The 25,578-nt window shown below is 52.0% G+C and carries 23 protein-coding genes and 1 pseudogene; 13 read left to right on the plus strand and 11 right to left on the minus strand.

Translation table 11 applies throughout. The features are described from left to right. Positions 1-57: 57 nt before the first annotated feature. The 3 genes and pseudogenes from ACFPOF_RS33570 to ACFPOF_RS16940 form a co-directional block, all read left to right on the plus strand. A pseudogene (locus tag ACFPOF_RS33570) lies at positions 58-744 on the plus strand (polymorphic toxin-type HINT domain-containing protein); the annotation flags it as partial. 10 nt (positions 745-754) lie between these two features. Then, complete coding sequence (locus ACFPOF_RS16935) at positions 755-1,072, plus strand: hypothetical protein (RefSeq protein WP_378134707.1); 318 nt, start codon at positions 755-757, stop codon at positions 1,070-1,072. 555 nt (positions 1,073-1,627) lie between these two features. After that, positions 1,628-2,056, plus strand: a complete 429-nt coding sequence (locus tag ACFPOF_RS16940) for a hypothetical protein (RefSeq protein WP_378134709.1) — start codon at positions 1,628-1,630, stop codon at positions 2,054-2,056. Positions 2,057-2,212: 156 nt separating this feature from the next. On the opposite strand, the gene ACFPOF_RS16945 is transcribed toward ACFPOF_RS16940, so the two are convergent. Continuing rightward, a complete protein-coding gene (locus ACFPOF_RS16945; RefSeq protein ID WP_378134711.1) occupies positions 2,213-2,431 on the minus strand; it encodes a helix-turn-helix domain-containing protein in 219 nt (72 codons plus the stop codon). Between the two features lie 452 nt (positions 2,432-2,883). Between ACFPOF_RS16945 and tnpA the strand changes: the two genes are divergently transcribed. After that, positions 2,884-3,408 carry an IS66 family insertion sequence element accessory protein TnpA gene (tnpA, locus tag ACFPOF_RS16950; protein WP_378134713.1) on the plus strand — a complete coding sequence of 175 codons (525 nt, stop codon included), beginning with the start codon at positions 2,884-2,886 and terminating at the stop codon, positions 3,406-3,408. Between the two features lie 653 nt (positions 3,409-4,061). On the opposite strand, the gene ACFPOF_RS16955 is transcribed toward tnpA, so the two are convergent. After that, positions 4,062-5,183, minus strand: coding sequence for a transglutaminase domain-containing protein (locus tag ACFPOF_RS16955; RefSeq protein WP_378134715.1), 1,122 nt, complete (start codon positions 5,181-5,183; stop codon positions 4,062-4,064). 190 nt (positions 5,184-5,373) lie between these two features. Here ACFPOF_RS16955 and ACFPOF_RS16960 point away from each other — a divergent pair, with 190 nt between their 5' ends. Both ACFPOF_RS16960 and ACFPOF_RS16965 read left to right on the plus strand, forming a co-directional pair. Beyond that, entirely contained in the window at positions 5,374-5,799 is a 426-nt protein-coding gene (locus ACFPOF_RS16960) for a MarR family winged helix-turn-helix transcriptional regulator (RefSeq protein WP_378134717.1), read from the plus strand. Positions 5,800-5,863: 64 nt separating this feature from the next. Further along, positions 5,864-7,126 carry an MFS transporter gene (locus ACFPOF_RS16965; RefSeq protein ID WP_378134718.1) on the plus strand — a complete coding sequence of 421 codons (1,263 nt, stop codon included), beginning with the start codon at positions 5,864-5,866 and terminating at the stop codon, positions 7,124-7,126. A gap of 1 nt (position 7,127) precedes the next feature. Here the strand turns inward: ACFPOF_RS16965 and ACFPOF_RS16970 are convergent, their stop codons facing one another. Further along, entirely contained in the window at positions 7,128-7,499 is a 372-nt protein-coding gene (locus tag ACFPOF_RS16970) for a helix-turn-helix domain-containing protein (protein ID WP_378134720.1), read from the minus strand. A 220-nt stretch (positions 7,500-7,719) separates the two neighbouring features. On the opposite strand from ACFPOF_RS16970, the gene ACFPOF_RS16975 reads away from it, so the two are divergent. Together ACFPOF_RS16975 and ACFPOF_RS16980 are read left to right on the plus strand one after the other, a co-directional pair. Then, on the plus strand, positions 7,720-8,058 hold the full coding sequence (locus ACFPOF_RS16975) for a LytTR family DNA-binding domain-containing protein (RefSeq protein WP_378134722.1): 339 nt from the start codon (positions 7,720-7,722) through the stop codon (positions 8,056-8,058). Between the two features lie 117 nt (positions 8,059-8,175). Then, positions 8,176-8,385: a hypothetical protein gene (locus ACFPOF_RS16980; protein ID WP_378134724.1), complete on the plus strand. Its 210-nt coding sequence runs from the start codon at positions 8,176-8,178 to the stop codon at positions 8,383-8,385. Positions 8,386-8,975: 590 nt separating this feature from the next. Here the strand turns inward: ACFPOF_RS16980 and ACFPOF_RS16985 are convergent. Together ACFPOF_RS16985 and ACFPOF_RS16990 are read right to left on the minus strand one after the other, a co-directional pair. After that, positions 8,976-12,095 carry a DEAD/DEAH box helicase gene (locus ACFPOF_RS16985; RefSeq protein ID WP_378136015.1) on the minus strand — a complete coding sequence of 1,040 codons (3,120 nt, stop codon included), beginning with the start codon at positions 12,093-12,095 and terminating at the stop codon, positions 8,976-8,978. Positions 12,096-12,097: 2 nt separating this feature from the next. Next, on the minus strand, positions 12,098-13,726 hold the full coding sequence (locus ACFPOF_RS16990; protein ID WP_378134726.1) for an SWIM zinc finger family protein: 1,629 nt from the start codon (positions 13,724-13,726) through the stop codon (positions 12,098-12,100). Between the two features lie 167 nt (positions 13,727-13,893). On the opposite strand from ACFPOF_RS16990, the gene ACFPOF_RS16995 reads away from it, so the two are divergent. Together ACFPOF_RS16995 and ACFPOF_RS17000 are read left to right on the plus strand one after the other, a co-directional pair. Next, complete coding sequence (locus tag ACFPOF_RS16995; RefSeq protein WP_378134728.1) at positions 13,894-15,024, plus strand: site-2 protease family protein; 1,131 nt, start codon at positions 13,894-13,896, stop codon at positions 15,022-15,024. A gap of 80 nt (positions 15,025-15,104) precedes the next feature. Beyond that, on the plus strand, positions 15,105-15,308 hold the full coding sequence (locus ACFPOF_RS17000) for a hypothetical protein (RefSeq protein WP_378134730.1): 204 nt from the start codon (positions 15,105-15,107) through the stop codon (positions 15,306-15,308). A 95-nt stretch (positions 15,309-15,403) separates the two neighbouring features. Here ACFPOF_RS17000 and ACFPOF_RS17005 read toward each other — a convergent pair whose 3' ends face one another. The 3 genes from ACFPOF_RS17005 to ACFPOF_RS17015 all read right to left on the minus strand — a co-directional run bounded on the left by ACFPOF_RS17005 (position 15,404) and on the right by ACFPOF_RS17015 (position 19,137). Next, positions 15,404-16,669: an MDR family MFS transporter gene (locus tag ACFPOF_RS17005; protein ID WP_378134732.1), complete on the minus strand. Its 1,266-nt coding sequence runs from the start codon at positions 16,667-16,669 to the stop codon at positions 15,404-15,406. A 508-nt stretch (positions 16,670-17,177) separates the two neighbouring features. Beyond that, the gene (locus ACFPOF_RS17010) at positions 17,178-17,897 is read right to left on the minus strand and encodes a hypothetical protein (protein WP_378134734.1); all 720 of its coding nucleotides are present in this window, start codon (positions 17,895-17,897) and stop codon (positions 17,178-17,180) included. 112 nt (positions 17,898-18,009) lie between these two features. Then, complete coding sequence (locus ACFPOF_RS17015; protein ID WP_378134736.1) at positions 18,010-19,137, minus strand: ParB/RepB/Spo0J family partition protein; 1,128 nt, start codon at positions 19,135-19,137, stop codon at positions 18,010-18,012. 135 nt (positions 19,138-19,272) lie between these two features. On the opposite strand from ACFPOF_RS17015, the gene ACFPOF_RS17020 reads away from it, so the two are divergent. The 3 genes from ACFPOF_RS17020 (at position 19,273) to rnhA (ending at position 22,122) form a co-directional block, all read left to right on the plus strand. Further along, the gene (locus tag ACFPOF_RS17020; RefSeq protein WP_378134738.1) at positions 19,273-20,508 is read left to right on the plus strand and encodes a multidrug effflux MFS transporter; all 1,236 of its coding nucleotides are present in this window, start codon (positions 19,273-19,275) and stop codon (positions 20,506-20,508) included. 21 nt (positions 20,509-20,529) lie between these two features. Beyond that, on the plus strand, positions 20,530-21,276 hold the full coding sequence (map, locus tag ACFPOF_RS17025; protein WP_378134740.1) for a type I methionyl aminopeptidase: 747 nt from the start codon (positions 20,530-20,532) through the stop codon (positions 21,274-21,276). A gap of 192 nt (positions 21,277-21,468) precedes the next feature. Beyond that, complete coding sequence (rnhA, locus tag ACFPOF_RS17030) at positions 21,469-22,122, plus strand: ribonuclease H (RefSeq protein ID WP_378134742.1); 654 nt, start codon at positions 21,469-21,471, stop codon at positions 22,120-22,122. Positions 22,123-22,176: 54 nt separating this feature from the next. Here rnhA and ACFPOF_RS17035 read toward each other — a convergent pair whose 3' ends face one another. The 3 genes from ACFPOF_RS17035 to ACFPOF_RS17045 all read right to left on the minus strand — a co-directional run bounded on the left by ACFPOF_RS17035 (position 22,177) and on the right by ACFPOF_RS17045 (position 25,274). Beyond that, the gene (locus ACFPOF_RS17035) at positions 22,177-23,022 is read right to left on the minus strand and encodes a carbohydrate ABC transporter permease (RefSeq protein ID WP_378134744.1); all 846 of its coding nucleotides are present in this window, start codon (positions 23,020-23,022) and stop codon (positions 22,177-22,179) included. A gap of 18 nt (positions 23,023-23,040) precedes the next feature. Further along, complete coding sequence (locus ACFPOF_RS17040; protein WP_378134746.1) at positions 23,041-23,931, minus strand: carbohydrate ABC transporter permease; 891 nt, start codon at positions 23,929-23,931, stop codon at positions 23,041-23,043. A gap of 74 nt (positions 23,932-24,005) precedes the next feature. Then, the gene (locus ACFPOF_RS17045; protein ID WP_378134749.1) at positions 24,006-25,274 is read right to left on the minus strand and encodes an ABC transporter substrate-binding protein; all 1,269 of its coding nucleotides are present in this window, start codon (positions 25,272-25,274) and stop codon (positions 24,006-24,008) included. Positions 25,275-25,578: the final 304 nt, after the last annotated feature.

Below are 25,578 nucleotides of genomic sequence, written 5' to 3' on the forward strand. Positions count from 1 at the left end.
CGGAGGGCGGTAGCGGTTGCCGTTCTTTAGTTAACTAAGGTCAAGGTTTTAACTAACGAAGGGGAGAAGAATATTGAATACATTGAGGTCGGAGATAGGGTTCTCTCTAAGGATGAAGAGACTGGCGAGGTAGCTTATAAAGAGGTTACGGATACGTTTAACCATGATACGGATGAGATTTACAGCATCCATGTTGGCGGTCAGACGATAGAATCCACCTTCAACCATCCATTCTATGTAAAAGACAAAGGATGGACGTTTGTTAAAGACCTCAAAGTCGGTGACTTGCTAGTTCAGAGCGATGGGAATACACTCAAGATTGACAGTATCGAACTGGAACATAAGCACGTCACAGTTTACAACATGACGGTCGATGAGTTCCATACTTACTTCGTTAGTGACCTTGGAATTTGGGTTCATAATACGAATTGTAAGGTAAACTATAACGGTGCTGATGTAAATGTTTATCGTGGTGGCAATAGCTTTACAGTAAAGTCTAATGAAATCAAGATTGACCCTAAGACTGGAATGGTAAAAACAACTCACGGTGTTTCGTTAGATGTTAATCCCGATACAGTCTCTAAATTTGGTGGGGCGTATCGAATTGATTCACTTCCCGATGGATTAAAGATAATTCAAAGGGGTGGCAGGGCTGAGCATTTTGAAATTGTTCCTGCATACGATATGCCTTTAGACCAGTTCCAAAAGTTATTAAATCAAATTACTGTTTCACCAGTTAAATAGGAGGTAGGACGTGAGTAATTTTACAGTTATATTTACTGATGATACGGAATTAGCCGAATATGAAGCAATAAATAAAGGCTATCGCAATGATGTTTTTGTTAAGATTCAAGAGGATTACTTCAACTTGAGAGTGTATGATATTGTACGATTAAAACAGGATTTTGAAAGTGAAGTTGAAGAATACGGATATTATTCTGCTGAACCCAACTTAGTATTGGTCACAGAAGTAACAAAAGATAATGTGTTGAAAATCATATCTCAACTTTATGAAGATGGGTATTTTAATCATCTTAAGTCCGTAGACAAGAAAATGTTTAATGTAACTTAACCATACTCTTTGACCTTGAGGACGAGTGCCTCAAGGTCTTTCTTTTACCCCCACCCAGTGCCGAATGAATCGGGTGGCTGAGTCCAATCATGCGTAACCCATGTAATACCAGTATAAGAACTTCTTTAATTCCTTGTACGCACATCCATACTTGAAAAAGTATACCTAAATAATGTAATGGAGTTACTCGATTCAGGTCGATTATGGTTAGATATCACCATGATAGACCTGTTTTTTGTTATCTTCGCTTTCTCACGTTTTTTTCAATATGTCTCGCAACTGTAGAATACCCTGTCCCGATAGAAAGGGTGAGAAGGTCAGCAGTCGCACCTTCTTGGATGGATAGAACGACAATTCTTAGTAGGGGCGACAAACTTAAAGTCTGTCCGCAACTGAACTGACCTTTACAGCGATTGTTACAGTGAAAAAACTCTGGGGGACTTTGGGTGAAGGCCCCTACCAGCCACATATCGGTTATCAAACACCTGGAAAAGGTGCAAATAGAACGAGGGGGCATATATTTGTAGATGATGTCCCTGCTACGAGGTGATGCATATGAACAAACTCAATAAACAAGAGTTAGTTCAAGTGAGTAGCAAATTGGGTGTAGAAGTAGAAGCTTTGGATGACTACACTGCAAGTGATTATATTAAGAGAGTACTTAAAAAGTTTAAACCATTTAAGACCACTGGTCACTTGGCGATTAGAGGAGATTCTCATACTTTATCATTAGAAAAATTCGAATTTTCATACTCAAAATATTTAAATAGTGAACCTGCATTTATATTTTTTGATCAAGAAGGTCTTGATAGAAACACTGTTGTTGTTAAAGATGCTAAATTAGTCGGGGACTTAATGGAGAACTCTTATGGAATGGAATACTTTTTAAGCAACGAAAACTTGGACTATCTTATTGTAGTAAATTGGTATGTGATTGAAGTTTCAGGTTCTTTACCTCTCCTTAAAAATCTGAATCTTAGTTAAAAACTACGCAATTAATTAGGGCTATTTGGTGACCTTGAGGGCTGCAATCCTCAAGGTCTTTCTTTTACCTTCACCCAGCGCCGAATGAATCGGGTGGCTAAGGCGAGATGGACTTAACGATCTGTCCTAAATAGAAAAACCGTCCGAGATGGACGGTTAAGGTTCTTCCACGAGATCAATGATGTCGCGGATGTCAGTAATATTAAGCGCTTCGGCGATCTTTTCTATATGCTGAAAGTTGATGTTCTGACGCTTGGAATTGGAAAGCTCGCTAAGTGCGGCGTGACGAATGTCTATAAGCCGGGAAAGCTCTCTCAAGGACATTCCCCTGCGGCTCGTTTGTTCCTTTATCTTAATCTTTACTCTCTTCGCCATTGTGCTCCTTCGAGGAAAAAGGAATTAGTTGACTATACGCAAAAAGGTCTTTCTCTCAGTGATACCCAATTAAAGTATCAGCAAGAGGTTGTTGACCGAAACATTGAAATGGCTTATGGAGTTGTTGCGTTTGGTATATTAGGCGGAGGGTTAAGGATAAACTCAAGTAGATCCTTTAAACCAAGTTCACTTAATAGCGCTCAAGAAGTAAGTATGCAGAGGGGGTTAAAACATACCTCGATGGCAGTGTTAGGGATGCCAAAGGTAGGTTCGCAGGTAAATCAGGTACTGTTCCGGGTACTCCAGGAGTTGATAAGGAAGTCTAGCATCACCGAAAACTAATTTCAGCGAGTAGGAGAACAGTGGGAAAGTAAGCGTCAAAAAGATCCCACCTACATCGGTCCCTGGAAACGTGAGATACTGAGCACAATTACGATGTGGGAGGTCTTCACATGGAAAAGAAGCAACAGGGTCAAGCTACTTCGTGGTCGGAACGGATTGCGACGTACGAAGCCGGCGGACTGACCATGGCCGCATGGTCAGCGAAAGAGGGATTTACGATTCATCAACTGAAATACTGGCTTAAAAGGTACCGCACGACGCAACCGAAACCGCGATTGGATACCAATGCTCTAATTAGAGCGCTAGATAAAGGTGAAGTCCAAGCAATAGATAATGCGATAGCAGGGCGAACTCCAGTTGTCTCAATTACTGCTGCTAAAGTGTACTTATCCAAGGGCGATGTTAATGTACTTCGACAATTCTTGAGTCAAAGAGGTGGTAGAATTGGAAGCGCGGCAACAGAACAGGAAATCCAACAATTAATATCTCAAGCTAAGGTTCTTGGAAGGATACTAAAATCTTCTGATGCATCTGTCGCAGGTTCAGCTATCAAAGAAGGGGCTACATTAATTACCAACGATGCAAGGTTTGCGAAATTTCTTCAACAAGCAGGATTCAAAGTGGAGGGACACTAAGTTGAGTGCATATAATACATTATCCTAAATTTCGAAAGCGCATTAGGTCAATGCAAAATGCTAATGGCGGTTTGAGATGTAAAAATAAAAATGCTGCATGTCCCGTTACGAGCATATTCGTTATCTTCGCGCAGAGGCTTAGCTGGCTTCATTGGAATGGGCTTACGGGATTCATCCAGCAGTTGATACGGTTTCTCGTCTATACAAATGACCGGGCAGTCCGATCATAGGGCAATTGGTAACCATCCAGCAGATCTTCCATCGCGGCGAAAAAAGCGGCATTCTGCTCGGGAGGAATGCACCAGCATTTACGAAGGAGTGGCTCGAGTTCGTTTTTTTTAGACTTGTCTGACCGTTTCATAAGAAATGCTGTCGACGTACTGGAGTTCAACTGCCCGTTCGGCCAGCAGGTTAAGCGTCCAACCCGTTCTACCGTCCAGAAGCGCACTGTAATTAAGTGCGGTAATGGTCAGTTAGGATTAAGAGATAAGACAAAACGGACGACACACTATTCCAGGCTCGCCGTTTTGAATGAATAACGTGTTCAGAGTCGGGGCTTGTGCTTTCAAAATGAATACGTGAGATTGTCACAAAATAAAGAAAAAATTAGAAAGACCTTAGGAGATTTCATCTCTTAAGGTCTTTCTTCATCCTCAATACTTCAACTTAATCCGAAGAAGCTTATCATTCTGAGGAGTACGCGGAAAATCTTCGTACGTGTAGCTGAAGCCTTTCAGGCCCTTTTGCGCGTTAAACGCTTTTTTCATATCCGATTGGACGGTTGCGCCACGTTCGTAACGGAGGGTGAGCTCCTTCTGCTTAAGCTTGGCGGCAGCGGCGATTTTCTTTGTCAATTCATCTACGGTTGCAGCAGAGTAGGTGCTTGTCAAATATGGGAAGCCAAGCGTCGTATACATCTGCGTATAGTAGGTTTTACGAGCCGCGTCTTTCGCCGCAAGGGATGTTAACGTGGCATCGTAACCGGTAACGGCGAGCGGGTAAGCGGCTTGCGCGTTCCAACGGTGATCCGCCTTGATTTGCGCGTCGGTCAAATTGTAGTAAGCATAAGTCGAACGTCCGGCGACATCGGGAACCGGATCGTCCCACGTCGAATCGAGATGGTACCACTTGCCGCCGATTTGAACGAGGTTCCATGTATGGGCGATGCCTCTCGACGTGCCTTCGACGATTTTGACGGGAATGCCGGCTTGTTTCATCATCTCGTAGGTGATCAACGCATAGCCTTGGCATACGGTGGTGCCGTTGAACAAGCCGTCGTAAGCGGAATGAGAAACGAGACTTTTGTCATATGCGATATGGGTGACGATCCAGTCGTGAATCGCTTTCTCTTTCTGGTGATCGTTCATGCCTGGCTTGATGATGCTGCGTAGCGCTTCGGCGATTTTATTCTTGACGCTTGCCGTCTGAGCAGCCGTCTCCCAGTACGTGAACTCAAACGTTATCGTCGCTGTCGAATCTTCGATAGACGCGTTGTAGCCGTATGTTTTTACGGTGAAATGCAAGTAATCGTCGGAAGCGACTGCGGCTTCGAGCGTCGATTTTATCGTGCTTTTTAGAGTAGAGGCGGTGTCTGTAAAAGTGACTTCGAATGTGGAAAGGCGCTGGCTAAGGCCATCAACGATCTGTTTGCGCAATTGATCCGAGGTTGAAGCCACGGCAGCCGCTTGGGCATAGGGGCTGTTGGCGCGAACTGTTCCCCAGAAGGAAGCGAGGACGAGTGCGACGGCTAATGATGCATTCAGGATCTTGTTCATGGTGGGCGCAGCCTCCTTATGACGATTCGTCCGCTAGCGTTTCTCTGAATATATCATATTATTAGGGGGGGCCGCCCATGCCTGAGGTCACGGAATAAACATAGGACAAACTGTCGAGATTGCAGGTTGACATTTTCCACAAAGGACCATATATTAGTTGTACATACAAAATAAAAAGGCGATGAGACGAATGAACGATTCGTTTTTGCGAGATTGTTTGTTTTTCACCTCGAACCGATTGACTCGCGATATTACAAGGCTGGCCGAAGAACAATTCGCGACGACTGGACTTAGTCCAAGTTACGGTTATTTGATATTGCTCGTGAACGGGACTCCGGGCATTACGCAGAAGGAACTGGCCGAGAAGCTGGGGCTGGCACCGTCGACATTGACGCGGTTCGTCGATAAGCTCGAAGGGAAACGTCTGGTCGAGCGCAAGGTGCAGGGGAAGACGGTTCTCGTCTATCCGACGGATAAAAGCCTGGCGATGGAAGAGCCGATTCGTCAAGCATCCCGGAGGCTCCACGACGGATACGAGGAACTGCTTGGGAAAGAAGCGTCTTCGATGTTGTCCGATGCGATTAAGAATGCGAGCGAGCAGCTGAACAAGCGTTAAACAGTTGCTTTCACAGATATAATTGTATGTACAAGCAAAATGAAATAAGACTGGGTGGAGATACGTGGAGAACGCTAAAAGGTTGTCAAAGCTGCATTACGGCTGGATCGTCCTAGTTATTACTTTTGTTACGCTTCTTGTATCGGCTGGCATCCGTTCGCTGCCGAGCATTCTCATGCTCCCGCTGGAGAAAGATTTCGGATGGAGCAGGGAAGGATTGTCCGGCGTCGTATCCGTCGGTATTTTCTTGTACGGCTTGACCGGTCCTTTCTCCGCGGCGCTGCTGCTGAAATTCGGCATTCGAAGGGTCATGATTGTCTCGTTGATCGTATTGGGCGCAAGCCTTGCGATTACTCCGGTTATGACGGCGTTGTGGCAGTTTCAATTGTTGTGGGGCGTTGTCTCGGGCCTTGGCACGGGGATGATGGCCAACGTGCTCGGCGTTACGGTCGCTAATCGGTGGTTCGAGAAAAGAAGAGGACTAGTCGTCGGCATTCTGACAGCGAGCGCGGCGACGGGCCAACTGCTGTTCATGCCGCTGCTTGCGAAAATAACGGAGGACGCTGGATGGCGGAATGCAATGTATACGTCAGTCGGGGTAGTCGCGGTTGTGATCGTTATCGTAGCGATCTGGATGAGAAACCACCCTTACGACATCGGCAAACCGGCTTACGGGGCGGATCGGGCGGTCGCACCGATAGCATTTCGCGGGAGTATTTTTCTGACGCCGCTGAAGGTGCTTGGGGAAGCGATTAAAGACAAAACATTTTGGCTGCTGGCAGGCACGTTTTTCATTTGCGGTTATTCTTCGAACGGCTTGATCGGCACCCACCTGATTCCGGCTTGCGGCGATATCGGCATGACGACTGTCGTGGCGGCGGGTTTCCTCGCGTTCATGGGGATGTTCGATCTTGTCGGCACGACGCTGTCGGGCTGGTTGTCGGACCGATTCGATAGTCGGTGGCTGCTGTTCTGGTATTACGGCCTTCGGGGGCTTTCCTTGCTATTCTTGCCTCAAGCGCTAAATATGGGCTATACGGAAATGATGATCTTTACCGTGTTCTACGGGCTGGACTGGATTGCGACCGTGCCGCCAACCGTCAAAATCTCCTCGAACGTCTTCGGTAAAGAGAAATCGGGCATGGTTTTCGGTTGGATCGTTGTCGCTCACCAAGTCGGCGCATCGACGGCGGCTTATGGCGCGGGGGCAATGAGGGAGGTGTTGGGCACGTATACCGTTCCGTTCGTGTCGGCCGGTTTCGTCTGCTTCTTCGCCGCTCTAATGGCGATTCGCGTCGCCAAAGTTCACGCAGCGAAGAAGGCCTGATCTACTTGCGCGGAGGGGATATGCGATACCGGTCGTTCTCGCCGAGAATTTCACGCACGACGTTACGTACCATTTTCACCTGATCCGGCCGTTGTTCGCGCAGCGCCGTCACGATCTCCCGCACGTCGGCTTCGGATTCCGTCAGTTTCTCTTCGACGTCCACATAAGAGAATAGTTGAGCCATGCTGACGTTCAGAGCGTCTGCGATTTTGGCCAGATTGAGGAGGGAAATATTTTTCTCTCCTCTTTCGATTTGTCCGATATAGGAATAATGGAAGCTGCCCTTCTCCCCGAGCTGTTCCTGCGACATTCCCTGAGCTTTCCTCAACCCGCGAATGCGCCGCCCGACAAGCTTCAAAATATCGTTTTCCATCGTCCACACCTCTTTGGCTTTCAGTGTAGACAAAAAGCGCAAATGCCAACACAAGCGTATTAATCGCAAAATGGATGAGGATAGTATTCAAAAATCTTATTTTGAATTATAATCAGGATAAATAAATACCTTTTCATATCCAAAAGCGATTCAGAAATAAGATTCTGCGATGCGAAAATGAAGATGAATCCAGCACAATGAGCGATCGGGGGATAACTGCATGCTGCTTGGACTCGTGAACGATCAAGGACAATGCCGCCTTCTCGATGTGAAAGAAATCGTGTACATGCAGACCGATGGGGCGGGGGACTTGACCATTTATTCCTACGACGAGAAATTCCGGACAATTTCGTCGGCGCAAGACTTCGCGGAGTACTTGAGAGAAGTGGATTTCGTTCGGACGGACCGGGGCACGCTTGTCAATATGAGACGAGTCGAGACGTACGACCCGGCGCATAACGTACTCCGCCTTCGAACGAAGGAGGGGGAAGTGCTCGTACCCGCGGCCCGGAATCGCAGGCGCGTATTACGCGAATATTTTTGGGACAAACAGGTCTAAAACGCGTGCCTTTGCCCATTCTATTAATAGGAGTTCTTAGTAGAGTGGGTGATGGTGATGTTATTGCTGGGAATAGCCGGCATGCTGACATCGATGGCATGTGTTGGAAGTTTCAGGATGGGAGCAGCCTCCGCAACGGGCAAATCGATCGCGGTCGCAGCGGCAGCGCTCGGCGTTGTGCTTGGCATGACCGCAGGCACGGTTGCAGCGGGCATCGGCGCAGGGGCGATAACGGCAGTGTCTGTCGCGCTGATCGGAGGCTCGACGCTTGTAATCGCCATCAGCGCCGCAGCGAGCAAGCGGATCGCCAAGGCGGAGGCTAGATAGGCGATAGTGAAGCGTAGGCGTAAAGAAAGGACACCGTTGCGGACGGTGTCCTTTTAAATGTGAGATTGCAAACCTGCCTCTCAGTAGCACGCTCTCAGCGTACTGCATGCAGCAAATTGCCGACAGCCAGCCCATTAGCACGTTCTCAGCGTACTGCATGCCACAAACTACCGATAGCCTGTCCATTAGCACGCTCCCAGCGTACTGCATGCAGCAAATTGCCGATAGCCTGCACGGTAGCACGCTCCCAGCGTACTGCATGCCACAAACTACCGATAGCCTGTCCATTAGCACGTTCTCAGCGTACTGCATGCCACAAACTACCGATAGCCTGTCCATTAGCACGCCCTCAGCGTACTGCATGCAGTAAATTGCCGACAGCCTGTCCATTAGCACGCTCCCAACGTACTGAATACCACAAACTACCGAAAGCCAGCCCATTAGCACGCTCTCAGCGTAGAAACTAGCCTGCCTGGTGGGCATTTGTTGTATTTTGCTACGATGGCATAGCGACCTGACGCCCGGGCAAGGGGCAGCGGTGAAAAATCAGAAGCGGTTTAACCTGACAGCAATGGGCCCTTCTGAACCGTTCAGCCCGCGAATTCGCGGCGAAGCGTAAACAAGTCTTTGAGCTCATCCGTCGACAGTTCGGTAATCCAACCTTCGGAGGAGGAGATGACATTGTCGCTGAGCTGCATTTTGCTTTCAAGCATCTCGTCGATCCGCTCTTCGAGCGTGCCAAGCGAAATGAACTTATGCACTTGAACGTCTCGGGTTTGACCCATCCGATAGGCGCGGTCGGTCGCTTGGTTCTCGACGGCCGGATTCCACCAACGGTCGAAGTGGAATACGTGATTCGCCGCGGTTAAATTGAGGCCGACCCCTCCGGCCTTGAGCGACAGGATGAAGATGGCGGGCTGCCCGTCTTCCCCGGATTGGAACTGCTCGACCATGCGATCTCTCGCTGCCTTGGGCGTGCTTCCATTCAAGTACATCGCGGACTCCCCGAGTTCCCGCTCAAGCACGTACTTAAGCATTTCGCCCATGCCGATGTATTGGGTGAAAATCAAACAGCGGTCGCCTTCCTCGCGCAGCTCCTTCACCATCGCAAGCAAGCGCTCGAGCTTAGCCGAACGAGTGACGATGCCGGTGACGGTTGCAGAACCGGCATCCGACTCTTCGCCGCCGCTAAGGCTGCCTTCAACTTCGATGTGTGAGATCGCGTCCCAATCATCCGAATCGCTGCCAACCCCGCCACCATCCTCCGGTAGTTTTTCTCCGGTCAATAACATCGGATGGTCGCACAGTTGCTTCAGCCGGGTAAGTGCGGCGAGGATAGCGCCTTTGCGTTCGATGCCTTCCAGCTTCTGCATTTTCTCCATCAGTTCCTTGACAGTCTGCTCGTAGAGCACGCCTTGTTCGGCCGTCAAGTTGACGTACGTCTTCATCTCGTTCTTGTCGGGCAGATCGAGCTGAATAGCCGGGTCTTTCTTCTTCCGGCGCAGCATGAACGGTCTGATGAGCCGCTGCAGCTCCGATGTATGCCTTTCGTCTCGGTCACGTTCGACAGTCGAGGCGAATTTTTCGTTAAAAGCCCTCAAGCTGCCCAAATAGCCCGGATTCATAAAATCATATAACGACCAAAGTTCCGACAGCCGATTCTCGATCGGCGTGCCGGTAAGTGCGATGCGGTGCTTCGCCGGCAACGTACGAACGACCGACGACTGTCTGGTCTGGGCGTTCTTGATGTTCTGCGCTTCGTCAAGGCTCAGAGATGCCCATGTCACGCTTTGCAATGTCTCTTGATCGAGAGAACAAGTGGCATATGAAGTCAGAACGACATCGGCTTGACGAGCCGCTTCCGCGAAAGCTTCGCCGCTAAGCCGCCTGCTGCCATAATGCAGCATTACTTTCAGCGACGGGGCGAAGCGGTGAAGCTCCTTCTGCCAGTTGCCGAGTACCGACGTCGGGCAAATAATGAGCGATGTCGAACGCGCTGAGTCGTCATCCGCGGCGGCATCCGAGCTGCCTGCGGATTCCCGCAAGTGAAGCAAATATGTGATCAGTTGCACCGTCTTGCCGAGTCCCATATCGTCGGCAAGGCAGGCACCGAGCCCGAACCGGCGCAGCAGGCCGAGCCAGGAGAAGCCTTCGCGCTGATATTCGCGAAGCTCGGCGCGAAGGCCGTCCGGCACAGGCAATCGTGGCGGGCCGTCCTGCTGGTTCAATTGCCCGATCAGCCGCGTGAGATGCTCGTTCAACTCAACTTCGAGCCGGACGCGATGTGCCCTTGCTTCTTCGTCTTCATCAGAGTTGGATGAGTCGTCCGGGTTCATGTCGGAACCGCCGAGCAGGTGAAGCTGAAGTACGTCCTGGAACGACAAACCCGCTTTCCGGTCTACACTGTCCATTGCTTTGCGAATTTGCGATAACAACGCCGGATCGAGTTCGATCCATTGGCCGCGGAAGCGGACGAGCCGCTCGTTACGGGCGACCAGGCGGATAAATTCCGCTTCCGTTAAGTCGATGTCGCCGATCGCGATGCGCCAGTCGAATTCGATTAACGAATCGAGCCCGAACAGCGAGCCGCCGGCCCGTCCGGTCTCCCCAGACCCTGCCGCATCGCCGATCTTCGCCCGTAAACGCGGCTTTTTGCGGCGTACCGCTTCCCACCATGCGGGCAGCAGCACATGCCATCCGGCTTCCAGCAGACGCTGACTGTCCGCAGTCAAGAACAGCCACGCTGCCTCATCATTCAGCGGATCGGAGAATACATCCCGTCCAACCAGGGAGAAACGTTCCGACGGCAGGACGGCGCGAAGCCTTTCCAGCCAGTTGGCTGCACGGGCGTGCACATTGTCTGTCCACGCGCCCGGCCAGGAGCCGAACGCTTCTCCGTTATCGGAAAGTCGCACGGCGGCAGTGATGGACGGGTCGCGCTTATCCTGCAACAGAAGCCGAACTCGCCAATCTCCGTCCTCTTCTCCCGGTTCCAACAGTTGCAGCACAGGACGGAAAGAGGCGTGATCCGTCTTCCAGCCGATACCGACGAGCCATTCCTTCTCGTCCCAACCGTCGTCGAACGGCTTGTTCCTGGCGAAAAGGAGCGGGTGCTCTCTGCGCAGATCGGCTGCCGCCGCTTCCGAGCCATATTGGTTATGGAAGACGGCGGCGGAAAATGCCGAACGCAATCCTGTCATGAAGTCGCCGTTCTCGTCCAGAGTTTCGTCTTCCGGGTCTTCGAGCGCATCGACTTGAAAATCGCCGGCAAGCTCGTCCCACGTCCGAAGCACTGCTAGGTCGCTTGGGGACAGCGTCTCTTCGTCCCATATCCATTGGAGCTTGCCGCGCCGGTACGCATCGTAGCTGGGCACGAAATTTCCATCTTCGACGCAGCCTGAGAGGAACGCCGCCGCTTTGACGAGTTTGGCGGCATTTCCGTCCCATTCCCAATCGATGTGGCGCAGCAGCTTCGGATTACCGAAGAACGGGAGGACCATTTCGGCGGGGAGGAGCACGAGTTCGATGCCTTCGAACCGACGCACTTCAAGTTCCGTACCGTAGAACGACTCCTCATGCCAGGCAAAGAGATGGTGCTTCAAGTCGATTCCCGGCAAAGAGTCGAATTCGCCGCGGTAGCCGTGAATGAGCGCATCTCCATGACCGCCGAGTAAAACCCGGATATGAATCGTATTGTTGGCGCGAATCATGCTCATGACAGCAGATTTCCTTTCTTTATTTCTTCCTGCAAGGCGCGAAGTCGACTATTGCGGCTCACGAATCCGTCCAGAAATAGCTCCCAGCGCTGCTCTTGTTTCAATTTCTTATACAGCTTCGCGAGCCGTTTCAACAGTCGCACCGCGATTTTGTAGCCATCCCTGTTTTTCTGAAGTACGTATCTCTCGATCGCCTGATGGTAAAAAGGCAGCAGAAGCTCCGGCGCCTGTTTCTCCAGCGGCTGCAAGTCGGTGACGCGGAATTCGAGCGGGTCGCTGCCTTGGCTCAGATGATAGTCCATCCATCGCTGTAAGCGCCCGCGAGCGAGCAGTTTCTCCTCGTACAATTGGCGTGACTGTGGAAGACGGGAGGCAAGCACATCCCACATTCGCTCTTCGACTTCAGGCAAATGCTGTGCCGCAGCTTCCCAATATTCAATATAAGGACGAACGTCTTGATTGCGTCTGAAGTTAACTGCCGGAGCAGCCCATTCCAGCCATTCGACAAGCCTTTGCCATTGTTCGTTCTGCGCAGGCAACGCGAAGAAATAAGCGAGCAGCTCTGCGGGGAGGGAGCCGGCTTGAGGCGTGTTCCGCAGCACCTTCCGTGCAGCTTCGTCGTCTGTCCGCTGCAGTATCGAGGCGCGCGCGACGGCGATCGCCAGAACAGCAGAAGGGCTGCCTTCGTGGAGAAGGTCAAGCTCCTGTAATTCGACTGCGCAAGCGCGACGCTCGGCGTCGGGCGCCAAAGAACGATACAGCCAGGCGGCGAGGTAATGTTGAAGGAAATACTTTACTTCATTCGTCTCCTTCAACATCTCCTGCCGCAAGTATGCGATCGTTTGCTCCGCATCTATTTGATCTTGTCCCTCCGAGGCGAGAATGCCTTCCTCGAACGATTTGGAGATCGCCTGGTGCACGTTTTCCGCAGCATGGTGCGTATGGAAGGCGAGATAGGAATATACGTAACCGGATTGATCTTGCGGCTGTTGCGAAAGCTTGGACAGGACGAACATTCGGGCATGTAGCGTGAACAGCTCTTCCTTCCGCTGCGGCATAGCTGGTTTCAGCCGAACGATGGCCGCCAGAACGTCGTCCACGAACTGGACGTTCCTCGCGCCTTGCATCAGCTTCTCGGTCGCTGCAGCGAAATAGCGATGCCATTCTCCGATTCCGCCCGAAGGAAGGCGCGCGGCCAGCTTCTGGAGGGCTGCTTCGTCCTCGGCAGCCTTTTTCGCAGCTTGCAGCTTCGCTTCTTGGTAAGAGCTTGCTTTCGGCGCTGCCTTCGACAACATTGAACTCCTGGCATTGACGAGCGAATGAATCGGGCGGCCGTGTACATCTGCATATTTCAGAAGGGCGGCGAACACATGCTTGCAATTGTAGCTAACGGGACAATTGCAGCGGCTGCGCTCAAGCCATTCGAGATTGGCGGATACGCGATATAACTCGGTGCCTTCCACAAGTGCGGCGAGCTGCCGCGGCTCGGGCATCGTTAGCTTCACGACGCGGCCTTTTTTATAATATTGGAAGCCTCTGCTCGCAGTTACGTCATCAAACACTTTCGCAACATCCCGGATCAACGCGTCCCATTGGTCATCGTCGATTTCGTAAGTCGGTATCATTGGCGTTAAACTCCTATGTTTTCGGTCACTCTAATCTTATTATTATAGCACGATCCGTTCACTGTTCTCGCGTCTGACGTAGCAGCAAGAAACCTGAACGCCGCTTAGCGCGTAATACATCTATAAGAGGTTGTTCCAAGCAAGCTTACGCGAAAGGAAGTTACAACGTGGAGAAAAATCGCAGCCGCTCGATTTGGGCGGGCATTGGCGTATTTGTAGTAGCGAAGCTGAAGTGGGCGCTCGCGCTGCTCAAATGGACGAAGTTCGGCGGTACGTTCATTACGATGATGATCAGCCTCGGCGCATACGCCGCGCTATACGGATGGAAATTCGGCGTGGCGATTGTTTATTTGATTTTCGTGCACGAGATGGGGCATCTCATCGCCGCGAAGCGCAAAGGAGTCAAGACGTCACCTGCATATTTCATCCCGTTCGTCGGAGCGATGGTTAATATGAAGGAGCCTTTAAAGGATGCAGCAACCGAATCCTATGTGGCATACGCGGGTCCGCTTGCCGGCCTTATTTCTTTTTTGCCCGCCGTGGTGTTGTACGAGTATACGGGAGAGCCGTTCTGGGCGCTAGTCGTGTTCCTGGGCTCGTTGCTCAACTTGTTTAACCTGATCCCGGTTACGCCATTGGACGGGGGGAGGATCGTATCGGTTCTGTCTACGAAAATATGGCTGATCGGTTTGCTCATTCTTGCCGCGTACGCGGTGTATACGATGAGCCCGCTTATTTTCCTGATTCTGATCATCGGCGCCTTCGGTTGGTGGAATCGCGGCAAGGAAAGCTATCGCAACGGATTGCTTTCGTACGAGAAAATAAAGCTGGAAACGCTCCGTGAGCAGATCTCGCAGTGGCCATCATTGACGAGCACATGGGACTTAAAGCAAGCGATGCAGGCTCAGCTCACTTCAGCGAAGGAGAGAATGGGCAAGGAGAACGCACGCTTTATACCTTTCTGGGACGACGATAAGAAGCTCGTCCGGGAGCAGGCGAAGTTGGACGAGCATTACGCGAACCAGACATTGACGTTGCTGCAGCAATGGGAGCATCAGCCGGTCATGTACGAGGATGGAGATCCTGATCGTCCGATTCCGTCTCCATTGCTGACAGGCGTCACGCAACAGTGCAGCGAACGGCTCAAGCAAATCGAAGAGGCGCTCAGCTATAACCGCGCGTATTACGAAGCGCCGGCGAAGCTGAAGTGGAAGGTACTGATCGCTTACGTACTGTTGGCGGCCGTACTGTCCGCCTTTATGATCTATGGCCACAATATTATGGATGCACGGTTGTAGAAGACGAATGCCGCCGCCGATGGTACAATAAGGAAGCGGACGGGCGAACGGACAGTATACAATCGACAGGGCGTGCCGACATGGAATTGGTGAATTGCAACCGTTGCGGGAAACTGCAAGTCCAAAGGCCGGATACGCTATGCCAAGATTGCAAACAGCTTTATTTGGCAGAGGCGCAGATCGTCAAGGACTACATTAAGGCGAACCCGGGCGCGAACATTATGGATGTTGCTCGAGACACAGGATATTCGATTAAGCGGATTAAAGAGATGATACAAAATTAGCTGATGATGCACCGAAACCTTCCGGAAAGATGCGGATTTCTCGCTCTTTCTGGAAGGTTTTTTGATTGCAGCGAAGGGTGGGAGGCGATTGTAGGCTAGGCGTTTGCCCGGTCGTACAGGTTAAACATGAAGTTATATAGGATGGCGGAGACAATAGAGATTCCCGCCAGAATGCCGAACGTCCAAGAGAAGCCGATGGCGCTCGCGAGCGGAATCGACAACGGCGCAATTGTGCGACCAAGCGTGAAACGCAGGCTGGACGCCGCGAAATATTGCCCTCGCACATGCTCCGGCGCTAGCCGCGAGACGAAAGCTTGCTGCGGTCCTGCTGACATGAGCTCGGCCAGCGTGAAAACAATGATCGCAGCGGAGAAGCCGAGGAACGTGTTCATCTGCCCGAACATGAAGATGCCGACCGCATAGAGCAGGGCGCCGCCGATGAAGATGATGCGGTCTTTGAATCCGATCAGCCAACGGGTGACTGCGACGGTGAATAGCGCGACAAGAAGTCCGTTCTCAGAAACGATCAGGCCGAACAGCTTCTCTCCGGTCATTTGCCAGTGCCAGTCTCCGATATGGAGGACGGTTGCGATCGGCACCGTTTCTTTCAGGAACACGGGGAAAAGCAGATCAAGCTGCATGAAAGTCTGGGATAGCAGTACGCCGGCGATGACGAACAGCAGAAACGTTTTGTCGGCGATGATGACCCGATAGTCCCTGAATTGGGCGGCAATGGCACGGTGCCAAGGCACTTTGCTGGCTGTATGCATGCGGTCGGCGATCGCTTGGGGCAGCGTCTCACGGGTGAAGCGGACAAGTAGCAGGGCAAGAGCGGAGCAGAACAGCGCCGCGACCGTCAGGACGACGGACGGGGCGCTCAGGAAAAACGCCGAGCCGATAAGAGGTCCGATGACAACGGCGATGTTGACGGCCGTGTAGAATACCGCAAATACGCCGGAGCGATGTTCCTCCGGCACAACGTCGGCAACCATCGCCTGGCTGGCAGGATAGTAGAAGGAGCCGGCCATGCTGGCGAAAGCGAAACCGGCGAACGCGAGGCCGGGCGCGGGAAGCCAGGATGATGCCGAGAGCGCGAAGACGCCGTAGCCTAGCGCTTGTCCTGACGCGGCGACGATCATCATTTTTTTTCGCCCGAACCGATCCGCGCAGTAACCGCCCGACAAGTTCGCAACGACGGCAAGCGCCTGCGAAAGCACGAGCAGCGCTCCTGTCGCACCTTTGCCGAACGACTCGGCGAAGTAGATGGGTAAAAACGGGAAGAACGCCCACAGTATCACGTTAAACGAAAATTCGCCTCCGAGGCGAATTTTTAAGTTGAAGTCCCAGTCGCGTATTTTCATAGTCGGAAGATCCTCTGGCTGTAAGGTGTTCACTCATCATAGCGTTTCAGCGGAGCTTTCCGCAAGGCGGGTCCGGGGCGGGGGCGTGGCTGGTCGGTGCGAATAGCCGCGAAAAACCCGGCTACAGAGCGCCGGAGGCCGCGAGCGGTGCCAATAGCCGGGAAAAACCCGGCTACAGGGCGCCGGAGGCGGCGAGCGGAGCAAATAGCCGGGAAAAACCCGGCTACAGAGCGCCGAAGGCCGCGTGCGGCGCAAATAGCCGGGAAAAACCCGGCTACAGAGCGCCGGAGGCAGCGAGCGGTGTAAATAGCCGGGAAAAACCCGGCTACTGAGCCCCGGAGGCCGCGAGCGGAGCAAATAGCCGGGAAAAATCCGTCTGCAGGGCGCCGGAGGCCGCGAGCGGAGCAAATAGCCGGGAAAAAAAACCCGGCTACTGAGCCCCGGAGGCCACGAGCGGAGCAAATAGCCGGGAAAAACCCGGCTACAGAGCGCCGAAGGCCGCGAGCAGTCACCACCCGCGAAACATAGCGGCAGGATCAACAAGCTCGTAGGAATGAATACGTTGCTTGCCATCTTGTGACGGCCGGAATATCCCTTTTGAAACTAGCGATCTGATGATTTTACGGCTGGTGTCTTCGCGGACATCCAGACATTCGCTCACATCGCTTAAGTGAATAGGCTTGGCAAGACGCATCGCGTGCCGGATGACTTCCCGTTCATACACCGACAGTTGTGGGGGGACTTTGGCTGTCGATGTGCTTCCAACTAGCTTCCCGTACAATTCGTACAACGAACGGCGACAGAAGTCCGGTTTCTTATCCATCTCGTCGTATGTCAAAGGCACATAGAGGATACCAATCCCGGCCATAGACCGGATGCGCATCTTCTCGAAGTCGTGACGAGGGCGAGTTATATTCTCTGCGTGTACAACGAATCCTTCCGATTCAAGCCCAAAACGGCAATGACTGTCATATGCATCGATGTAAGCCTTCGCTCCAGTCATTGTAATAAACTCCTTTTCCAACACAATTCCTTCGAAGGAGCCGCGAACCGGCCATAGGATGTCGACGAGAAGCTTGCGCTCCCCCTCTCCTTGCTTGTTTAACTGCTCCAATCGTGTGCCTGATGCAGTTTTCTTCTGCTGCTCAAGCAATTTCTCGTACGCTTGTTGCCCTTCGGACTTGCCTTCCCAATTGCCTCCCAAATTGCCATTTACGAGCTTTTTCATTATTATTCCGCCTTTCGCTTCAAATTTTAAAACAAAAACGCCGTCCCCTCGAAAAGAGAGAATCGGCGTGTGCTTCACGCTTAGTGCGGGTTTAAGGCTTGCACTCCTAAGGTTACAACTTAACAGCAAGCCGATCTTTGATCGCGCGCCATTCCGCGAGGTGGCGCTCCAAATCATCGACAAGCGCGTCGACGTCGCTGATGAACTGCAATCGTTCGACCCCCTCGAGTGTCGGAATGTCCGCAGGGGATAAGGAGATCGGAGCAGGCAGCGTACCGAGCATGACGTTGAGCATTTCTTCGATCACATTCACCGGTTCGAACGGCCTGTCCGGTTGCTTGTCCTCGGCGATCGGTTTTTCGAACGGGGGAGGGGTGCGCCTCTGAGCAGTCGGTCGGACGATAGTAGATTGGACTTCCGCATCGTCGCCTGGTGCTGCATGAGCCATAGGTACATCCATGACCGCCGCCATTGCCGGTACCTCGAGTTTCGCCGCAGCTTCAGCCGCTTCCGCGTTTCTGGCTCGCTCTTTTTTGTTATGTTCGTGCGTGGCCCATGTTTCGAGCAGTTGCGGCCCGGTTTTGAAGAGCAGCTTGCCTTTCGTCGCGTCGGAAATGTCTTTGTCCTTAAACAGCTTGGCGATGCGCTTCACATCGGTAACCGGCATTTCGTCCGCGGCCATCGTAAGCGCGAGCGAGTCTCGGTATTCCATCGGCAAATCCTTGAGGGGAAGGAGTTGGTCTTCCGTCAACTGGTCTTTGCGGATGTCCGTCCCGCCAACGATCAACTTCCGAACGGAAGGGCTGAATTTCAACAAATCGAGCTTGTTCTTGATATAAGCTTCCGGTTTGCCAAGTTTGCTGGACATATATTTGGTCGAGCTGCTGAAGCGGGAGTCGGTAAGCAGCTTGTTGAAAGCTTCCGCCTCTTCGATCGGGGAGAAACCTTCCCTCGTTAAATTTTCCGCAATTTGCTCCAAATAAATTTCCATCTCGTCCGTAACTTCGGATACGATACAAGGCACCGTCGGCAAACTGAGCATCGTGCACGCTTTGTAACGGCGGTTGCCGTAAATGATTTTATAGCGGCCATCGTCCGTCTTGCGGACTTTGATCGGCGAAAGCAAGCCAAGCTCCGCAATACTCTCCTTCAGTTCTTGAAGCGCCTGCTCTTGGAATTGGTATCGTGGCTGGTCTTTATCTTCGTCGATTAAATGGATTGGAATAGGAATAATGTCCATGGAGACCTCCTGGCTATGCCGTCTGAACAACTGTATTATAGCGTAGCCGCCAACGAATGGGAATAAAGCTTGTTGTTCGAAATCCGGCGTACTATGATAAAGAGTGCAGCTAAAGCAAGTTGAGGTGTAACCGGGATGAATCAACACGAATATGCGAAAATAACGCCGGGAGTCCGGGAAGCGGGCAAATCGAAGTTCATATGGCTCGTTGTTCTGCTTGGCTCGCTATCGGCGTTCGGGCCGCTCTCTCTCGATTTATATTTACCTGCGTTGCCAATGCTGGAGTCCAGTTTCCATACAAGCTCCTCTTCCGTGCAGCTTAGTTTGACCGCGTGTATGGTCGGTTTGTCGGTCGGTCAACTATTTGCTGGTGCGTTCAGTGACTTCCGGGGCAGAAGGGTGCCTCTATTGATCGGCCTTTTCGTCTATGCAGTCGCATCGGTGATGTGCGCTTTCAGCCCGTCGATCGGAGTACTCGTCGCTCTGCGGTTCGTGCAGGGGCTGGCCGGATCGGCCGGTATCGTCATCTCTCGGGCGATCGTCCGCGATTTGTACTCGGGTTCAGAGCTGACGAAGTTCTATGCGACACTGATGCTCGTAAACGGTGCGGCGCCGATCTTGTCGCCGGTCATCGGCGGACAGTTGATGAAGGCGATGCCGTGGGAAGGATTGTTTGCAGTGCTCGCGGGATGGGGCGTGCTGACGCTTCTGGCAGTCTGGCTTGGCTTGCCGGAGACGCTTCCGGGATCGAAGCGGATGACAGGCGGCTTACGTCAGACGCTGCTTACGTTCCGCAGCCTTATTCGTAATCGCACGTTCATGGGGTTCGCGCTCTCGCAGGCGTTCGTTACCGCGGCGATGTTCGCTTACATTTCAGGTTCGCCGTTTGTTTTGCAAAACATTTACGGAGTCTCGCCTCAGATGTTCAGCCTGTTCTTCGCGATTAACGGGTTCGGCATCATCGTTGCCGGACAGTTCGGAGGCCGCCTCGCCGGCCGCTTCGGAGAGAAAAGATTGTTCCGGATCGGCTTGCTTACAGCGGCCGTCGGGGGCAGCCTTGTCCTTGTCGCCGTAGCAACCGAGGCCAGTCTTCCGGCGCTGCTTATCCCGTTGTTCCTTGTCGTCTCCAGCGTCGGCATCGTCGGCGCCACGGGCTTCTCGCTTGCGATGAAAGATCAAGGACACGCTGCGGGCAGCGCTTCAGCATTGCTTGGGTTGCTGTCGTTCCTGATCGGCGGACTGCTTGCTCCGGTCGTCGGCATCGCCGGAGGAGACAACGCATTGCCGATGGGTATCATAATTGCATCGACCGATATAGGAGCCGTCATCATCTATATTACAATGGTTAGACGTAAGGAAGTTCACTCGTAATGAACGAAAGGAGAACAACAAATGACCATACAAACTCAACATGATATCGATCAATTGATGAAAATAGGCAAAATCGTCGCGTTGACGATAGAGACGATGAAGAACAGCGCGAGGCCTGGCATGACGACTCGGGAGCTCGATGCGGTCGGACAGCGTGTGCTGGAGGAGCACGGTGCGGTGTCCGCACCGATGAAAGACGTCTCATTTCCCGGTTACACGTGCATCAGTGTGAACGAGGAAGTCGCTCACGGCATTCCTGGGGATCGAGTACTTCTACCGGGCGATATCGTTAACGTGGATGTGTCTGCCGAGTTGAACGGCTATTACGCCGATTCCGGACAATCGTTCCAGTTGACGCCGGTTTCCGCGGAAGTCGACCGTCTGTGCCGGTACACGTACGACACGATGATGAAGACGATCTCCGCGCTTAAAGCGGGCGTAAAGCTGAACGAAGTCGGACGTATTTTCCAAAGCGAAGCGGCTAAAGGCGGTTACAAAGTCATCGAGAATCTATGCAGTCACGGCATCGGCCGGAGCCTGCACGAGCAACCGCTCGAGATTCTTCCGTATTACGAAGCTCGAGACCGGAGAGTGCTGAAAGCCGGCCAAGTGATCACGATCGAGCCATTCCTGTCCGACAAGGCGACTTTCGTTGATCAGCAATCGGACGGATGGACGCTGATGGCGCCGCGTGGAAGCAGGACCGCGCAGTTCGAGCATACGATCATCATAACGAACGATAAGCCGATCATTACGACGGCATGCTAGGGCGTGTCTGAATACTCGCTCAGAGGCATCTTTCACCGCCTTTTCGCCCCCTGCTTCGTCACTTTTGTTCGACGTACCCCCGGTACGCCTTCACAAAAGTTCCTTGCATGGAACGAAAATTCGGCTAAATCTGCTCCCTTCGGAGTATTCAGACACACCCTAATCTAATATTATCGGAACGAGGTAGGGAAGATGGCCGCAAAACAAAAGTTTTACGTTGTATGGGCGGGAAGGACGCCGGGTGTATACACCAGTTGGGCGGCTTGCCAGGAGCAGACGAACGGATTCGACCAGGCGAAGTTCAAAGCCTACGAGTCGAAGACGGCTGCAGACACCGCGTATCGCGAAGGTTGGAAGAAGCATTGGGGTGCGGGGAAAACGGGAGCAGCGGCTTCCGGCGCGAAACCCAAAAGCGCATCTGCCGCGGAGCCGGTTGGTGAGATCGACTACGACAGCATCTCCGTCGACGTCGGCACGAACGGCAATCCGGGGCCGGTTGAGTATAAAGGCGTGGATACGCAGACGGGTGAAGTGATTTTCGCAGTGGGACCGATTCGCAAAGGAACAAACAACCTCGGCGAGTTTCTCGCTATCGTTCACGGGCTGGCGTACTTGAAGCAACTCGGCAGCAACAAAACGGTGTACAGCGACTCGGTCAATGCGTTGAAGTGGGTCAAGCAGAAAGAAGTGTCTTCGACACTTCCTCGCGACGAATCGACCAAAGAAATATGGGACATGGTTGATCGGGCCGTCAACTGGCTGCGAACGAACACCTACAAAAACAAAGTATTGAAGTGGCAGACGAAGACGTGGGGCGAGATCAAAGCCGACTACGGAAGAAAATAAGAGACGAAAGCCTTCCGCATGGGATGACGCGGAAGGCTTTTTTCATACCGGTATTTACTTGAGAGACCCTTCCGTCAACCCGCTAACGATACGTTTGTGGAAGAAAACGTACGCGATAATCATTGGAATCGTGATCAACGACAGCGCCGAGAACAGAAGTTTGTAGTTGGTTACATACCTAGTCGAGAAGGCGAGAAGGCCGACCGGAAGCGTCTTAAGCGCATCGTCCTGAATGTAGAGCATTGCGAGCAGCAATTCGTTCCAAGCGTTCAGCGAGGAGAAAATCGCGACGGTGGCCATGCCAGGCCCGAGGAGCGGCAAGATGATGCGAGAGAACAAAACGATATCGTTGCAGCCGTCGATGCGGGAAGCTTCGATCAAATCTTTGGGAATCGAATCTAGGAAAGATTTTAACAGGAAGACGGCTAGCGGCAGCCCGACCCCGATATACGGGAGGATCAGTCCCATGTAAGAGTCCTTCAGGTGCAGGCGGTCGAAAATATAGCTTTGCGCAATGAAGAACGATTGAAGTGGCATGAATAGACCGATGACGAACATCATGAGCATGCCTTTGCTTCCTTTGAAACGAAGCTTACTGAAAGCGAATGCGGCCATGCTAGCGAATAGCAAAATGAAAATGACCGTTAGCGATGTGACGATGACGCTATTCGTAGCATAAGTGCTAATGTGGCCGACTTTCCATGCATCCGCCCAATTCTGGAACTCGATTCGATCAGGGAGGCGGAACGGAGCAGAGAAGATGTCGCGATTTTCCCGGAAGGAAGACAGAACCAACCAGATCATCGGATAGAAATAGAAACACGAGAGCACGATCATAAACCCGTAATAGGAAAATCGGGATAACCATTGCTTCGCGGAATGGTTCGCGGCAGTTGCCATCGGTTGCACCTCTTTTCTTTAATACTCCAACGCTTCGTTGTCCTTTTTCTTCAGCTTGTTGGTCAAGATGCCAAGCAAAGCGATGACGATCGACATAATGACGGCCAAAGCCGAACCGTATCCGACGCTCATGTTGCTGAACACGACTTTGACGACGTAGGTTGTGACGATTTCCGTCGAGTTGTAAGGGCCGCCGTTTGTCATGACGTAGAACAGATCGAACGCCTGGAAGCCGCCCAGTACGCATAACATGATCGCGACGTCCACGAGATCGCGGATCATCGGGATTTTGATTTTGAAGAAGATATCCCGGTTCGTCGCTCCGTCCAAGTAGGCGGATTCGTAGATGTCGTTCGGGATTCGCTGGATGCCGGCGTAGAAAATCGTCATATAGTAACCCGCGTAAACCCACCCCGATACGAAGGTGACGGCGTAAATCGCGTAGTGGGGATTGCCTAGCCATACCCGTGTCCAGCTTTCCAACCCGATGCCATTCAACAATCCGTTCAAGAGACCGAAATCGGAGTTGTACACGAATTTCCACAAGTAAGAGACAACGATCATCGGGAGCAGCACGGGCGTGAAGAACGCCACGCGGAACAAGCCACTGCCGCGCCTGTTCATCGTAATGAGCCCGGCGAGAGCGAGTCCGCAGAACACCTCGAGGATGACCGTTAGAAAGATATAGATGAAGATATGCCAATAAGAAAGCAAGTAAATGCGGTCGTGGAAAGCGCGGGTATAATTGTCGAATCCGACAAAGTTCATTTTGCCGAAGCCGTTCCAGTCGTAGAAGCTGAACGCGAAAGTCAGGGCGATCGGCAGAAGGATGGTCAGTCCGAACAACAAGACGGACGGAGCGACGAAAAGATAGGGCGAGATGCTGAATTTAGGTTTCTTGCGATCCATTGTTCCACCTCCATAGTGCATATACGGGCAGGAGGCCGACGTCGCGAAAGCGGTAACGTCGGCCTCCTTAACGATTATTTTTTCAATGGCGCTATCGTGTTGTCGAGCTCGGCAAGAGCGGCTCCCGGCGTTTTGATGCCGCCAAGCACTTGGGAGATCGCCATGTTAAACGCGTTGGCCACTTCGACGTTGTAACCGATGTCCGGAGGCGAGACCAGCATCTTGGAGTTTTTCATCATGTCGATCAGGCTCAAGGACAAGGCATCCGTCTTCGCCGGATCGATTCCGCCTTTGGCGATCGGCATCGCGCCGGCTTGGGCGAGCAACTCGGACGATTCTTTGGAGCTGTATAACGTCATGAAATCGACGGCTTCTTGGAAATGTTTCGAGTTTTTGTTGATGACGAAGCCGTTTAGTACGCCCATGACGCTCGTTTGGTCGCCTTTGCCGTTCGGCATGGCCGGCAGATTGAAGTAACCGAGCTCCAGCTCCGGTGCGCTCTCGAGCGCGCCGGATACGAGCCAGCTTCCGATCGGATGCATGGCAGCTTGGCCGTTGAAGAAGAGGACGTCGCCTTCGTCGTCGGCGATCGCATTGACGCTGTCGTTGATGTAGCCGTTATCCCACATCTGCTGTACGTAGGTGAGGGCGGTTACGAGGTCAGGCGAGTTAAACGGTTTCTTCAATTGAAGCGCGTCCCCGTAAGCCTGTTCGCCGACGACCCTCGACACCATATGGGCGATCCAGTTGCCGCCTGGCCACAAGTCTTTGTTGCCGGAAACGATCGGCGTAATGTTCGCCGCTTTGATCTTTCCGCTGATCTCCATGAATTGCTCCCACGTTTGCGGAGGCTGGATGCCGAGGTCGGCAAAAATCTTTTTGTTGTACCAAATAATGTTGGAGACGTCGCTGGCGGTCGGAATCATGTAGGTTTTCCCGTCGAAGGTCATGCCTTTGAAGTCGCCTGGGTCGAAAGCGTTCTTTAACCCGTCCTGCTTCAACGCCTCCGTCAGGTCGGCAGCGTAACCGCTTTCTATTCTTGTTCTGAGACGTTCTCCGGCCCACTCGAAGTAGATGTCAGGAGCGTTCGTGCCGGCGAGCAAATTAGGAAGGCCAACGGATTGATAGATTGCATCTTCCTGATAGTTCAGCTCGACAGTGATGTCCGGATGCGCGTCTTCGTACTTTTTCTTGATTTGCTCCCACACTTTAATAACGCCTTCTCCCGGCGACACCATCGCGATGCGAAGCGTCGTTTTGTCTTTGCCGGACGAAGATCCGGAGCAAGCGGTAACTCCTAGTGCTAGCGAGGCTAACAGTAAGCCAATGACCGTCTTTTTCATTTTTATATCTCTCCCTTTGGTTAGTTGCAGTTCGTTTAATTTTCTTATAATCAAGGCGCAAAGCGGATCAAGTGGGGAATTTCACCACCTTCAGTGGATTAAATGTTATTGAATGTATACAAATCGTGAATCAGGGTTGATTTGTAGTAACAATATAACTGCATTGTAATGATCGTAACAACATATTGTCAATGGATTTATTCCTGAATTTTAAGGTTTTTATCGTTGGAAATGAATATTTGGTTAGCGGAGAACTTGGATAAAACAGCTGACGAATATTGTTACAATAAAATTTAAAGTATTG

The organism is Cohnella soli (genome assembly GCF_042655525.1).
Taxonomy (GTDB): domain Bacteria; phylum Bacillota; class Bacilli; order Paenibacillales; family Paenibacillaceae; genus Cohnella; species Cohnella soli.